This window comes from Nocardioides sp. zg-1308, from assembly GCF_013155375.1.
Taxonomy (GTDB): Bacteria; Actinomycetota; Actinomycetes; order Propionibacteriales; family Nocardioidaceae; genus Nocardioides; species Nocardioides renjunii.
Genome location: NZ_JABJQY010000002.1, coordinates 1,893,577 through 1,907,191 on the forward strand (window position 1 = coordinate 1,893,577; position 13,615 = coordinate 1,907,191).

Sequence of the window (13,615 nt, forward strand, 5' to 3'; positions counted from 1 at the left end):
TTCGCGGGTGCGCACCACTGCTCGACGAGCCGGCGAGGCCGTCAAGAAGGCGGCGAAGAAGGCCGGCCGCATGCAGGCGTCCCCCGAGCCGCTGGACCAGCCGCTCCCGGCGGTCGAGGTCGACGCCCGGGCGGAGCGCCGGCGGCGGCTCCTCGCCAGCAACCTGACCGAGCTGGCCATCGAGTTCCGAACCGACAAGTGGGGCGTGCACAAGTACACCCCGCACTACGAGCGCCACCTGCAGCACCTGCGGGGGGAGTCCTTCACGCTGCTCGAGCTCGGCATCGGCGGCTACAAGAAGCGCCGCAAGAGCGGGGCGTCCATGAAGATGTGGCGCTGGTTCTTCCCCCGGGCCCGCATCGTCGGCCTCGACATCGAGGACAAGAGCTGGCTGACCCGCGGGCACATCCACACCTACCTCGGCGACCAGACCGACCCGGAGGTCCTGCACCGGATCATCGAGGAGCAGGGTGCGCCGATGGTCGTCATCGACGACGGCAGCCACATCCCCGCCCACGTGCGCGAGTCCTTCCGGATCCTGTTCCCGCTGCTGCCCGACGGTGCGATCTACTGCATCGAGGACACCCAGACCTCCTACTGGCCGGCCTGGGGCGGTCAGCTCGACCCGCGGGCGCCCGGGACGTCGATGGACCTGGTCAAGGACCTCGTCGACGGCCTCAACCACGAGGAGTTCCTGGTCGAGGGCTACGAGCCGAGCTACACCGACCAGTGGGTCCGCGCGGTGCACTGCTACCACAACCTCGTGATCATCGAGAAGGGCGACAACCGCGAGGGCACCAACCGCGACCACGCCGCCCACCAGTTCCACGGCTCCTCCGAGCTCCCCGAGGCATGAGGGTCCCTGCATGACCGTCCTCCTCGCGACCAGCGGCGACCTGCCGCAGGGCGAGCCCGGCGCGGCCGCGCTCGACAGCGTGCTCCACGAGCGCGGCACGGACTTCGCCTGGGTGCGCTGGGACGACCCGGCCGTCGACTGGGCCGCCGCCGACCTCGTCGCGGTCCGCTCCACCTGGGACTACGTCACCCGGCACACCGAGTTCCTCGAGTGGGCCGGCTCGCTCGACCAGGCCCGGCTGCTCAACGGCGCCGACGTCTTCGCCTGGAACCACGACAAGCGCTACCTCGCCGACCTCGGCGACCTCCCGGCCGTGCCGACGCTGCTCGCCGACGACCGCGCGAGCCTCGCGGCCGCCGTCGCGGAGCTCGGCACCGCCGTGGTCAAGCCGCGCGTCGGTGCCGGAGGCGCCGGACTGATCGTCGTGACCGATCCCGACGACCCGCGCCTGGGGCGGCCGGTGCGCAGCCACCCCGACTACCCCGAGGTCGACGGCCCGTGGGTGGTGCAGCCGCTCGTGGAGTCCATCCGCACCTCGGGCGAGGTGTCCGTCTACGTCCTCGGCGGCCGGCTGACCCAGCGCTTCGACAAGCAGCCGGGGCCGGGCGACGTACGCGTCAACGAGGAGTTCGGCGGGCGGGTCCGGGCCGTGGAGACGGGTGAGGTCGGCGGCCTCGCGATGGGGGCGTGCGACGCCATGGCCGAGCGCTTCGGCCGGCCGATGGACTACCTGCGCGTCGACCTGCTGCAGTGGGACGGCGACTGGGTCGTCAGCGAGCTCGAGCTGATCGAGCCGGGGCTCTACCTCGACGTCTCGCCGGCCAACGCCGGGCCCTTCGCCGACCTCCTCGAGGCCCGGCTGCGCGACGTGCGCTGAGCGACCTCGTGGCCGCGTCCGGCGGGGCCTCCGTGCCCGTCCGGTGTCGGTCCCGCGCCGGGATGGCCTACGGCGCAGTGGTCATATCGGGCTATTAAGTCCGGCCGGTGTGCCGAGGCATCCTTGAGCGTCCGCCGATAGCGTCGATCGGTGTCGGCCCGTGGGGTCCGGGGTCGGTCATGACACGAGAGGGGGAGACGGTGTCTCTGTGCCGCAAGCGAACCAACGAGCGGGGTGCTGCCGCCGTCGAGTTCGCCCTCGTCGTGCCGCTGCTCTTCGTCCTCGTCTTCGGGATGATCGACTTCGGGTGGGCGATCAACCGCTACACCGTGATCAACAACGCCGCGCGTGAGGGCGTCCGCCTGGCCAGCCTCGGCACGGACTCCTCGGAGGTCGCGGCCTCCGTCCTCGACTCCCTGTCCGACTCCGGCCTCGACGGCGCGGAGATCGACGTGGAGGTCAACTGCCTCACCCCCACCGGCGGTGCCTGCGGGTCCTGGGGGGACGCCGCCTCGGGGGGCACCGCCCTCGTCGAGGTGACCTACGTCGTCGAGTGGCTGACGCCGGTCGGGGCGACCATCAGCGATGGCCTTGTCATCCGAAAGACCAGCCGAATGAGGATCGAATGAAGCTGCGCCGCCGAACCATCCGCCCGCGCGACGAGCGGGGGGCCACGGCCGTGATGGTGGGCCTGCTGTCCACCGTCCTCTTCGCCACGGCCGCTCTCGCCGTCGACATCAGCTCGCTCGCGATGGAGCGGCAGCGGCTCCACGACCACGTCGACTCCGCCGCTCACGCCGGCGCCTTCGCGCTTCCCGGCACCGGGACCCAGGCACAGACCGCGGCCCTCAGCATGGCCAACAGCCAGGACGGCGACCTCAACCTCACGGCCGGCGCCAACACCAAGCTCCTGTGCATCGTGGCGTCCACCGGCGTGACGCGCGAGGTCAAGGCGTCGCAGATCCCGAGCACGTGCAACCCCGGCCCGCCCGGCGCGCCCTTCACGGCGTCGCGCTACCCGGGCCTGAGGTGCAACAGCTACATCTGTGCCATCCCGTGCGCCACCGGCACCGCGGCCAAGTGCAACACGATCGAGGTGCGGGCCGAGAAGCCGGTCGACTACGGCTTCGCGCCGATCATCGGGTTCGACCAGGGCAACACCGGCTCCGTCGCCTCGGCGGCGTGCAAGGGCCCGTGCGGCAGCGAGGTCCCGAACCCGCTCGACATCGTCATCATGGCCGACCGCACGGCCTCCATGCCGTCGGCGGACCGGGCGCAGATGAAGATGGCGATCCTCAACTCCCTCAAGACGATGACGCCGTCGCTGCACCACGTCGCCTTCGGTGCCCTGGCCAAGTCCCGCACCTCCGGCTTCACGCCCAAGGGCAGCTTCATCCGCCCGACGCACCCGGCGACCCCGGTCTACGAGGACTGCGCCAGGTTCACGACGACGTCCACCCGCAACGCCTGCCGGGACCGCAACACCGCCAAGCAGACCGTCTACAACGCCGCCGTCGCCGACTGGGAGGCCGGCGAGTCCGCGTTCTCGAAGTCGGCGGGCTGGGACGGCACCGGCGAGACCGACAGCGACGGGATCTGCCGGTCCGAGGCGGTGCGCCTCAACGGCCGCGTCGCCGCCGACACCCGCAACGAGGGCACCTGGATCCCGGTTGACTGGACCAACGGCTACCTCACCGAGACGGGCGCGCTGGTCAGCAACAGTGCGCTGGTAGACGCGATCAGCTGCCTGCCCGAGTCGGCCTCCGGCGAGTACGGCACCAACATCGGCGGCTCGCTCAAGGCGGCGGTGCGCAAGGTGATGGGCGGCAGCACCGTCCCCGGCGCCTCCGACCGCCCGGGCACTCCCCGCAAGGTCGTCATCTTCGAGACCGACGGCCAGCCCGACGAGGTCGGCAGCGCGACGGGAAGCACGGCCATCGGCACCACCAGCGAGCTGTGGAGCGGCCAGCAGTCCACGAGCTCCTCGGTCAAGAACGGCACCAACGGCTGCAACCGGTTCAAGGAGGTGGCCACCAACGCCAAGGGGGCCGGCGTCATCGTGATCACGATCGGCTTCGGCTCGGCCACGACCGCGACCTGCGAGCGCTACTTCGACTTCGCCGGCGAGCAGAAGGTCAAGGACGTGCTCGCCTCGGCGGCCTCCAACGCACCCAGCGGCGGTCCGAGCACGGCGGGCGACTGCACCACCCCCGCGGGCATCGCGGCGGAGAACATCGATGGTGACTACTTCTTCTGCGCCACCAAGGGCGACGAGCTCGCCGAGATCTTCAAGACCGCGCTCAACCAGGTGAGCAACAGCATCAGGTTGATCAAGCTGCCCTGAGGCTCCTCCCGACGCATGACGCCACCCCCGGCCGGGCCGGGGGTGGCGTTTGCACTCTCCGGGGTCGAGTGCTAAACATGAGGTTGGCACTCTCGTCATGAGAGTGACAACGACCCGGGTGACGCTGAGGTCCGCAGAAGTCGGCGTGAATGGATCGCCGGCGGAGCGGGTCGTCCGTCGCGGGCAGCCCGCCCGGCGTCGACACACAGACTCACGTCGATAGGAATCGCACGCGATATGGCCAAGCTGATTGCTTTCAACGAGGAGGCCCGCCGCGGCCTCGAGCGAGGGATGAACACCCTCGCCGACGCGGTCAAGGTCACCCTCGGCCCCAAGGGCCGCAACGTCGTCCTGGAGAAGAAGTGGGGCGCCCCCACCATCACCAACGACGGTGTCTCGATCGCCAAGGAGATCGAGCTGGAGGACCCCTACGAGAAGATCGGCGCCGAGCTGGTCAAGGAGGTCGCCAAGAAGACCGACGACGTCGCCGGTGACGGCACGACGACGGCCACCGTCCTGGCTCAGGCCATGGTCCGCGAGGGCCTGCGCAACGTCGCGGCCGGCGCGAACCCGATGGGCCTCAAGCGCGGCATCGAGGCCGCCGTCGCCGCCGTGTCCGAGCAGCTGCTCGCCATGGCGAAGGACGTCGAGACCAAGGAGCAGATCGCCTCCACCGCGTCGATCTCCGCCGCTGACACCACCGTCGGCGAGATCATCGCCGAGGCGATGGACAAGGTCGGCAAGGAAGGCGTCATCACCGTCGAGGAGTCCAACACCTTCGGGCTGGACCTCGAGCTGACCGAGGGCATGCGGTTCGACAAGGGCTACATCTCGGCCTACTTCGCCACCGACCTCGAGCGCATGGAGGCCGTGCTGGAGGACCCCTACGTCCTCATCGCCAACTCCAAGGTCTCCACGGTCAAGGACCTCCTGCCGCTGCTGGAGAAGGTCATGCAGTCCGGCAAGCCGCTGCTGATCATCGCCGAGGACGTCGACGGCGAGGCGCTGTCGACCCTGGTCGTCAACAAGATCAAGGGCACCTTCCGCTCCGTCGCCGTCAAGGCTCCGGGCTTCGGTGACCGCCGCAAGGCCATGCTGCAGGACATCGCCATCCTCACCGGTGGCCAGGTCATCTCCGAGGAGGTCGGCCTCAAGCTCGAGTCGGCCGGTCTCGAGCTGCTCGGCCAGGCCCGCAAGGTCGTCATCACCAAGGACGAGACCACCATCGTCGAGGGCGCCGGCGACCAGGCCCAGATCGAGGGCCGGGTCAACCAGATCCGCGCCGAGATCGAGAAGTCGGACTCCGACTACGACCGCGAGAAGCTCCAGGAGCGCCTCGCCAAGCTGGCCGGCGGCGTGGCCGTCATCAAGGTCGGCGCGGCCACCGAGGTCGAGCTCAAGGAGCGCAAGCACCGCATCGAGGACGCCGTGCGCAACGCCAAGGCCGCTGTCGAGGAGGGCATCGTCGCCGGTGGCGGCGTCGCGCTCGTCCAGGCCGGTGCCGAGGCGTTCACCAAGCTCGACCTGACCGGCGACGAGGCCACGGGTGCCAACATCGTCCGCGTCGCCATCGAGGCCCCGCTCAAGCAGATCGCGATCAACGCCGGTCTCGAGGGTGGCGTCGTGTCCGAGAAGGTGCGCAACCTCGAGGCGGGTCACGGCCTCAACGCCGCGACCGGTGACTACGTCGACATGATCGCCGAGGGCATCATCGACCCGGCCAAGGTCACGCGCTCCGCGCTGCAGAACGCCGCGTCGATCGCCGCGCTGTTCCTCACCACCGAGGCCGTCGTGGCCGACAAGCCCGAGAAGGCTGCCGCCATGCCCGGCGGTGGCGACATGGGCGGCATGGGCGGCATGGACTTCTGACCTGACGGTCAGGACCACCGCTCCACCACAGCACCACCAGCAGGGCCCCCGCTCCGGCGGGGGCCCTCGCTGCGTCTGCGGCCCCGTGGCGTCAGTGGTCCGGAGGGAGGTGGTGGGCACTGGTACTAATGGGACATGCGCCTCCCCGTGCCCGGCCCCCGCGACCTGTTCTCGGCGCTCGAGCGAGGCGGGGAGCAGGTCGAGGCCCTGCTCGGAGCCGTGCCGCGCATGCTGGCCCTGCTCGACCAGGCCGAGGTGCTGGTGGCGCGGGCCGCCGCGACGATCGACCGGGTCGGGGCGGTGGCCGACGACGCTCAGGAGCAGATCGATCGCGTCGGGGCGGTGGCTGATGGTGCGCAGGAGCAGATCGACCGGGTCGCGGCGGTGGCTGATGGCGCGCAGCAGCAGATCGATCGGGTCGCGGCGGTGGCTGACGGCGCGCAGCAGCAGATCGATCGCGTGGCGGCGGTCTCCGATGGCGCGCAGCAGCAGATCGACCGGGTGGCGGCGGTCTCCGATGGCGCGCAGCAGCAGATCGACCGGGTGGCGGCGGTCTCCGACGGCGCGCAGCAGCAGATCGACCGGGTGGCGGCGGTCTCCGACGGCGCGCAGCAGCAGATCGACCGCGTGGCGGCGGTCTCCGACGACGCGGCCCTGCTCGTGGGCCGCGCCACGACGCTCCTCGACGCGATGGAGCCTCCGCTGACCACGCTGCAGCCCGTCCTGCAGACGCTCGCCGACACCACCCACCCGGAAGAGGTGGCCGCGCTCGTGCGCCTCGTCGACCACCTGCCCGCCCTCACCGAGCAGGTCGAGCGCGACGTGGTGCCGGTGATGAAGACCCTCGAGACGGTGGCTCCCGACCTGCACGAGCTGCTCGAGGTGTCCCGCGAGCTCAACGAGCTCCTCGGCAAGATCCCCGGCGTGGGGCGGCTCAAGCGCAAGCTCGAGGAGGACGACGACGCCTGAGGCGGAACGGGCCGGCGCCACTCGGCGTCCAAGGGGTGTGGCACGGTGAGGACACCGGCCCGGACCACAGGAGGAACCGTGAACACCAGCCGACCCCGCACCCTCTCCGTCACCCTCGTCTTGCTGCTCGCGCTGGGCAGCCTGGCCGCCTGCGGGTCCGACGACGCCGACAGCGGCACCGACACGAGCACCCCCTCGAGCAGCGCCTCCAGCGAGTCCGGGGCCGGCGCGAACGACGAGTCGGGCTCGTCCGGCTCCGGCACCCGGGCCCTCACCGCCGACGGGTCGCTCGCGGGCAAGTGCGCCATGCCGTCGGCCGAGACGCTGGCCACCTTCGACACCGCGTTCGCGGGCACGGTGACCTCGATCGACGGCGGCACCGCCACCCTCGAGGTCGACCAGTGGTACGCCGGCGAGGAGGCCTCGACCGTCACCGTCGAGGCGCCCGGGGACGACCTGCAGGACCTGCTCATGGCCGTCGACTTCCAGGAGGGCGCCTCCTACCTGGTGAGCGCCGACGGCGACCGCGTGAGCCTCTGCGGCTTCTCCGGCGAGCAGTCCCCGGAGCTCGAGGCGCTCTACGCGGAGGCCTTTGCGTCGTGACGTCCGTGGCCGGGCTGCTCCTCGCCGCAGGCGCCGGGGAGCGGTTCGGCGGGCCGAAGGCCTTGGCCCGCGACGACGACGGCACCTCGTGGCTGCTCCGGTCCGTGCAGGCGCTGCGCCCGTGCGCCGAGGTCGTGGTGGTGCTGGGCGCGGAGGCAGAGCGGGCCGCCGCCCTGCTGCCGATGTCGGTGTGGCGCGTGCGCGCGGACGACTGGGCCGACGGGATGGGGGCCTCGCTCCGCACCGGCCTCGACGCCCTCGGCCCGACCGCGCACGACGCTGCGCTCGTCTCGCTGGTCGACCTCCCCGACGTGGGCCCGGCCGTGGTGTCCCGCCTGCTCGGCGCGCACGAAGGGCCCGGGGACCTGGCGCGAGCGGCGTACGACGGCGTGCCGGGCCACCCGGTCCTGATCGGGCGGGAGCACTGGGCGGGCGTCACCGCGACCGCCGCCGGCGACCGCGGTGCCCGCGACTACCTGGCCACGCACGAGGTCGCGCTCGTCGAGTGCGCCGACCTCGCCACCGGCGCCGACGTGGACGCCCGCTGACCCGTCCGGCGCAGCCCAACGTGCGACCAACGTGCCGGGTCGTAGCCTGACCGCATGCCTGTGAGGATGGACTCCGCTGCGGACGTGGCTGCCCTGCTGGGCGGGACGGGATACCTCGCCGACGAGGAGCTGGCCACGGTGGTGTTCCTGGCCGCGCGCATGCAGCGGCCGCTGCTCCTCGAGGGCGAGCCGGGCACCGGCAAGACGGCCCTGGCCGAGGCGCTGGCCCGGAGCCTGGACCTGCCGCTGGTCCGGCTCCAGTGCTACGAGGGGATCGACGCCAGCCAGGCCCTCTACGACTGGGACTTCCCGCGGCAGATCCTCCACCTGCGGGCGCTGGAGGCGGCCGGCGACGTCGACCCCGACGAGGCGGAGAAGAGCCTCTACGACGAGCGCTTCCTGCTCTCGCGCCCGGTCCTCGCCGCGCTGCGGCAGGCGCCGGCGGTGCTGCTGGTCGACGAGGTGGACCGCGCCGACGACGAGTTCGAGGCGTTCCTGCTGGAGGTGCTCTCGACCTGGCAGGTGACCATCCCCGAGTTCGGCACGGTCACCGCGCCCGAGCCGCCGCTCGTGGTGCTGACCTCCAACCGCACCCGGGAGCTGCACGACGCGCTGAAGCGTCGCTGCCTCTACCACTGGATCGACCACCCGGGCCTCGAGCGCGAGGTGCAGATCGTGCGCTCGCGCGCCCCGGAGGTCAGCGAGGTGCTCGCCCAGCAGGTGGTCGGCCTGGTCCAGCAGCTGCGCTCGCGTGACGACCTGCTCAAGCCCCCGGGCGTCGCGGAGACCCTCGACTGGGCACGCGCGCTGACCTACCTCGGTGCCGCGGAGCTCGACCTGGCCTCGGCGGCCGCGACGCTCGGCGCGCTGCTGAAGTACCGCGAGGACGCCGACCGGGTGAAGGCCGCGCTCGACCGGATGATGGTGCGATGAGCACCGCCCCGACCGGCCCGACCGGTCCGGCGTCGCCCGGACGTCGGTCCGCGGACGAGGTGCTGCTCGGCTTCACCCGTGCCCTGCGTGCCTCGGGCGTGGCGGTCACGCAGGACCGGTCGCAGGGCTTCCTCGCCGCGGTGGCCGCCGTCGGCGTCGACGACCGCCGGGCGACCTACTGGGCCGGGCGGGCGACGCTGTGCGGCTCGCCGGACGACCTGGCCCGCTACGACCAGGTGTTCGCGGCGTGGTTCGACCCGCGCGACGGGCTGCCGCGGGCGCGGCCGCGCGAGACGCCGCGCCCCGCTGCGGCGCACCTGCTGCCGGACGCCGAGGGTGCCGGCACGGAGGGCGAGGGTGACGAGGACGTCGTCCGCGCCCGGGCGTCGGCCGCGGAGGTGCTGCGGCACCGGGACGTCGCGACGCTCGACGCCGCCGAGAAGCGACGGCTGGCCGGGATGTTCGCCCGCCTCTCGCTGCGCCCGCCGAGCCGGCGTACGGCACGCCACCGCAGGTGGCACCGCGGCCAGGTCGACGCCGCCCGCACCCTGCGCAGCTCCCTGCGCCACCTCGGCGAGCCGGGCGAGATCGCGTGGCGCCGTCGCGGCACCCGGCCGCGGCGCGTGGTGCTGCTGGTCGACGTCAGCGGCTCGATGAGCGCGTACGCCGACGCGCTGCTGCGGCTGGCCCACCGCCTCACCCAGTCCGCGCGCACCACCGGCGGCACGGTCGAGACGTTCACGGTCGGCACCCGGCTGACGCACCTCACCCGGGCTCTGCGCTCGGCGGACGCCGACCGCGCCCTCGTGGTCGCGGGGGAGGTCGTCCCCGACTGGTCGGGCGGCACCCGGCTGGGGGAGACGCTGCAGGTGTTCCTCGACCGCTGGGGCCAGCGCGGCATGGCCCGCGGCGCCGTCGTCGTCGTCTTCAGCGACGGGTGGGAGCGCGGCGACGCCGGCCTGCTCGGCGAGCAGATGGCCCGGCTCCAGCGGGTCGCGCACCGCGTCGTCTGGGTCAACCCGCACCGCGGGAAGGCGGGCTACGAGCCGCTGCAGGGCGGCGTGGTGGCCGCGCTGCCGCACTGCGACGACTTCCTCGCCGGCCACTCGCTCGCCACCTTCGCCGACCTGACCGGGGTGATCGCCCGTGCGTGACGTGCTGCCCGACCTCCTCGCGTGGTGGGAGGCCGGCGAGACGATCGGTGTCGGCACGGTCGTCGCGACCTTCCGGTCCGCGCCGCGGCCCCCCGGCGCCTCCATGCTGGTCGGGCCCGACGAGACCGCCGTGGGCTCCGTGTCAGGCGGCTGCGTGGAGGGCGCGGTCTACGAGCTCGCGCAGGAGGTGGTGGGCACCGGGCAGCCGGTGCTCGCGCGCTACGGCGTGTCCGACGACGACGCCTTCGCCGTCGGCCTGACCTGCGGCGGCATCCTCGACGTCTTCGTCGAGCGGGTCTCGCGCGAGACGTTCCCCGAGCTCGGCGGGGTCGCGGCCGACATCGAGGCGGGGCGGCCGGTCGCCCTGGTCACGGTCATCGAGCACCCCGACCCCGAGCGGGTGGGCAGGCGGATGGTGGTGCGACCGGAGGGACCCGCGGAGGGCTCGCTCGGCTCCGGGCGCGCGGACGCCGCCGTCCACGACGACGCCCTCGGCCTCTTGGCCGCCGGCACCAACGCCACCGTGACCTACGGCCCCGACGGGGAGCGGCGCGGCGAGGGGATGCGCGTGTTCGTGTGGGGGTTCGCCCCCAGGCCGCGGATGCTGGTCTTCGGGGCCATCGACTTCGCGGCGGCCGTGGCCAAGGTCGGTTCGTTCCTCGGCTACCACATCACGGTGTGCGACGCCCGTCCCGTCTTCGCCACGACGTCGCGCTTCCCCGGGGCGGACGAGGTCGTCGTCGACTGGCCGCACCGCTACCTCGCCGCCGAGGTCGACGCCGGCCGCGTCGACCCGCGGACGGTGCTCGCGGTGCTGACCCACGACCCGAAGTTCGACGTGCCGCTGCTGGAGGTGGCGCTGCGCCTCGACGAGGACGTCCGCCCGCGCTACATCGGCGCGATGGGGTCGCGGCGCACGCACGACGAGCGGATGGCGCGGCTCGTCGAGGCGGGGCTCTCGGCGGACGAGCTCGCCCTGCTGTCGTCCCCGATCGGCCTCGACCTCGGTGCCCGGACGCCCGAGGAGACGGCGGTCTCGATCGCGGCCGAGATCGTCGCCCGGCAGTGGGGCGGGTCGGGCGAGCGGCTCGCCACGACCCACGGCCGCATCCACCACGACGACTGACCGGAGGCCGCCGTCCCGGGCCGGGGAGTTGGACGACCGGCACGACCCGCCTATGGTCGTGCGGGTGTTTTCGCTCCCCGCCCTGCCCCGTGTCCTCGCCCGACCGACCGCGCTCCTCGCGGCCACGGTCCTGCTGACCACCGGCGCGGCGGGTGGTCCACCCGCGCAGGCGCGTGAGCAGGACCGAGCGTCGGCCTCGGCCGCCGCGTCCGGCCCCGGCAAGGAGTTCGTCGTGGCGTCGCTGAACCTCAAGAAGGGGATGCGGGTCGCGGGCATGCGCCACGACATCGGGCAGGTCCTGGACGGCGAGGCCTCGGTCATCGGCTTCCAGGAGCGGCTCTTCAGCCGCCCGGCACTGCGGGCGGCCCTGCCGAAGTCGTGGACCCTGCTGATGCCGAAGGGCCCGACCGGCACCGACGACAACCCGATCGCCTTCGACAAGGACGTCTGGGAGCTCGAGCGGACCTGGGCCCCCCTCCTGACCGCCACCACGTGGCGGCGCTACTCCGGCCGGATCGCCCACGACCAGTACGGCGTCGCGGCGGTGCTCAGGCACCGGAGGAGCGGGCACGTCATCCGGGCCGTCAGCTTCCACCTGCCCAACCACCTCCACAACCGGCGCACGGGCGGGCCCAACTACGCCAACCGCCGCGGCGTGGAGGCCATGTGGCGGATGGCGAGCAGGATCCGCTCGATCGGGCAGCGCGCGCCGGAGGGTCACCAGCTCGTCGCGATGTGCGACTGCAACGTCACGGCCAACCGCGACACGACCGACCACCTCGTGCGGGGACGGATCACCAGGCCGCTCCGGCTGGAGACCAACTACTCCGCCGACCGGCACCGCCGGGGCTCGGGGATCGACTACGTGATGGGCGAGCGCGACTCGGACTTCCGGATCCACTCCTTCCACTCCTACCGGAACCTGGTCACCGACCACCCGGGCATCGTCGCCACCTTCAGGCGAGCGCGCTGACGCGTCTGCTGTTGCGGTCATCACACTCGGGCTAGGTTGGCGGCGACCGACCGGGAGCCGCCATGAGCATCGATGACCTGCACGCCCGCCGCGTGGACGCCGTGCGCGCCTGGACGCGCTTCGTCTCGGCCAGCGACGACGACTCGGACGCCGTGCGGCCAGAGATCCTCCGGAGCTGGCAGCTGTCGGGAGTCGTCTCGCCCGACGTCACCCAGGCCCCGCTGGCCGACGAGGACGACACCACCGACTTCTGGAACGACTCGCCGCTGCAGACCGCGGTCGAGCGGGTGCAGGACGAGCTGCGCCGCACGGCCGAGGACGGCGACCTTGTCATCGCGATCACCGACGAGCAGACGCGGATCCTCTGGACCTACGGCGGCCGGGTGATGCGGCGCAAGGCCGAGACGGTCAACTTCGTGCCCGGCGGACGCTGGGACGAGAGGAGCGTGGGCACCAACGCGCTCGCCATCGCCGGCCGCACCGGCGCGCCGTCGATGGTCTTCAGCGCCGAGCACTACGCCCAGGTCGTGCACAACTGGGTCTGCTGGGCCGCGCCGGTCTTCGACCCCGCCACCGGTCGCTCGCTCGGCGTCATCGACCTGTCGACCACCTGGGACCGCACGCACCCGATAGGCCTGGCCACGGCCCGGGTGATGGCGCGGCTCATCGAGGGCGCGCTGCCCACCGAGCGGCGTACGTCGGCGGCGGGCGACACCGGGCCCGAGGCCCCGGGCCTGACCCTCACCCTGCTCGGCACGGCCGAGGTGTGGCTCGACGGGCAGCGCCTGCTGCTCAACCGGAGGCAGACCGAGATCCTGGCGCTGCTCGCGCTCCACCCCGGCGGCCTCTCGGTCGAGCACCTGCACTCCCTGCTCTACGGTGACTCGGCCGTCACCACCTCGACCCTCAAGGCGGAGGTCTCGCACCTCCGGGCGGCGCTGGCCGGACAGCTGTCCTCGCGGCCCTACCGCCTCACCATGCCGGTCTCGAGCGACGTCGAGCAGGTGCAGCGGCTCCTGCGGCGCGGCGACGTCCGGGCCGCCGTGCGCGCCTACGGCGGGGACCTGCTGCCCGGCACCGACTCGCCGGCGCTGGTGCAGATGGCCGACTACCTCGCCGTCAGCGTCCGCGAGGCGCTGCTCGCCGACCCCGATCCCGACGCGGTCCTGCGCTACAGCGACCTCGCGCCGTACGACACCGCGGTCGTCGAGGCCTGCCTCGCCGCGCTGCCGGTGCACCACCCCGTCGCCCCGCTGCTGAAGGGCAAGCTCGCCAGCGCGCGGTGACCTCCGAATTGGGGATATCCCTTCACCACACGGCCGGTCCGGGACGTCGTGGCGATCCTGAAATGACGTGCCGCGCC

Annotated in this window: 13 protein-coding genes; all 13 read left to right on the top strand. The window is 72.6% G+C overall.

All coding sequences use genetic code 11. The features are described from left to right. Positions 1-7 precede the first annotated feature (7 nt). The 13 genes from HN031_RS10860 (at position 8) to HN031_RS10920 (ending at position 13,538) form a co-directional block, all read left to right on the top strand. Positions 8-856 (top strand): class I SAM-dependent methyltransferase, encoded by an 849-nt coding sequence (locus tag HN031_RS10860; RefSeq protein WP_172269766.1) that lies wholly within the window; start codon positions 8-10, stop codon positions 854-856. 10 nt (positions 857-866) lie between these two features. Further along, positions 867-1,733 (top strand): RimK family alpha-L-glutamate ligase, encoded by an 867-nt coding sequence (locus tag HN031_RS10865; protein WP_172269768.1) that lies wholly within the window; start codon positions 867-869, stop codon positions 1,731-1,733. Between the two features lie 200 nt (positions 1,734-1,933). Further along, positions 1,934-2,362: a TadE/TadG family type IV pilus assembly protein gene (locus tag HN031_RS10870; RefSeq protein ID WP_172269770.1), complete on the top strand. Its 429-nt coding sequence runs from the start codon at positions 1,934-1,936 to the stop codon at positions 2,360-2,362. Next, positions 2,359-4,077 (top strand): TadE/TadG family type IV pilus assembly protein, encoded by a 1,719-nt coding sequence (locus tag HN031_RS10875; RefSeq protein WP_172269772.1) that lies wholly within the window; start codon positions 2,359-2,361, stop codon positions 4,075-4,077. The genes HN031_RS10870 and HN031_RS10875 overlap by 4 nt, the downstream gene beginning before the upstream one ends. Positions 4,078-4,314: 237 nt before the next feature. Beyond that, the gene (gene groL, locus HN031_RS10880; protein ID WP_172269774.1) at positions 4,315-5,946 is read left to right on the top strand and encodes a chaperonin GroEL; all 1,632 of its coding nucleotides are present in this window, start codon (positions 4,315-4,317) and stop codon (positions 5,944-5,946) included. Positions 5,947-6,081: 135 nt separating this feature from the next. Continuing rightward, complete coding sequence (locus tag HN031_RS10885; protein ID WP_172269776.1) at positions 6,082-6,915, top strand: hypothetical protein; 834 nt, start codon at positions 6,082-6,084, stop codon at positions 6,913-6,915. Between the two features lie 78 nt (positions 6,916-6,993). Further along, positions 6,994-7,518, top strand: coding sequence for a hypothetical protein (locus HN031_RS10890; protein WP_172269778.1), 525 nt, complete (start codon positions 6,994-6,996; stop codon positions 7,516-7,518). Beyond that, positions 7,515-8,066, top strand: coding sequence for an NTP transferase domain-containing protein (locus HN031_RS10895; RefSeq protein WP_172269780.1), 552 nt, complete (start codon positions 7,515-7,517; stop codon positions 8,064-8,066). Before HN031_RS10890 ends, HN031_RS10895 begins: the two co-directional genes overlap by 4 nt. A 54-nt stretch (positions 8,067-8,120) precedes the next feature. Further along, on the top strand, positions 8,121-8,999 hold the full coding sequence (locus HN031_RS10900) for a MoxR family ATPase (RefSeq protein ID WP_216652106.1): 879 nt from the start codon (positions 8,121-8,123) through the stop codon (positions 8,997-8,999). After that, positions 8,996-10,153: a VWA domain-containing protein gene (locus HN031_RS10905; RefSeq protein WP_172269783.1), complete on the top strand. Its 1,158-nt coding sequence runs from the start codon at positions 8,996-8,998 to the stop codon at positions 10,151-10,153. Before HN031_RS10900 ends, HN031_RS10905 begins: the two co-directional genes overlap by 4 nt. Continuing rightward, positions 10,146-11,279, top strand: a complete 1,134-nt coding sequence (locus HN031_RS10910) for an XdhC/CoxI family protein (protein WP_172269785.1) — start codon at positions 10,146-10,148, stop codon at positions 11,277-11,279. Before HN031_RS10905 ends, HN031_RS10910 begins: the two co-directional genes overlap by 8 nt. A gap of 64 nt (positions 11,280-11,343) precedes the next feature. Further along, positions 11,344-12,252 carry a hypothetical protein gene (locus tag HN031_RS10915; RefSeq protein ID WP_172269787.1) on the top strand — a complete coding sequence of 303 codons (909 nt, stop codon included), beginning with the start codon at positions 11,344-11,346 and terminating at the stop codon, positions 12,250-12,252. Positions 12,253-12,314: 62 nt separating this feature from the next. After that, the gene (locus tag HN031_RS10920; RefSeq protein ID WP_172269789.1) at positions 12,315-13,538 is read left to right on the top strand and encodes a transcriptional regulator; all 1,224 of its coding nucleotides are present in this window, start codon (positions 12,315-12,317) and stop codon (positions 13,536-13,538) included. Positions 13,539-13,615 lie beyond the last annotated feature (77 nt).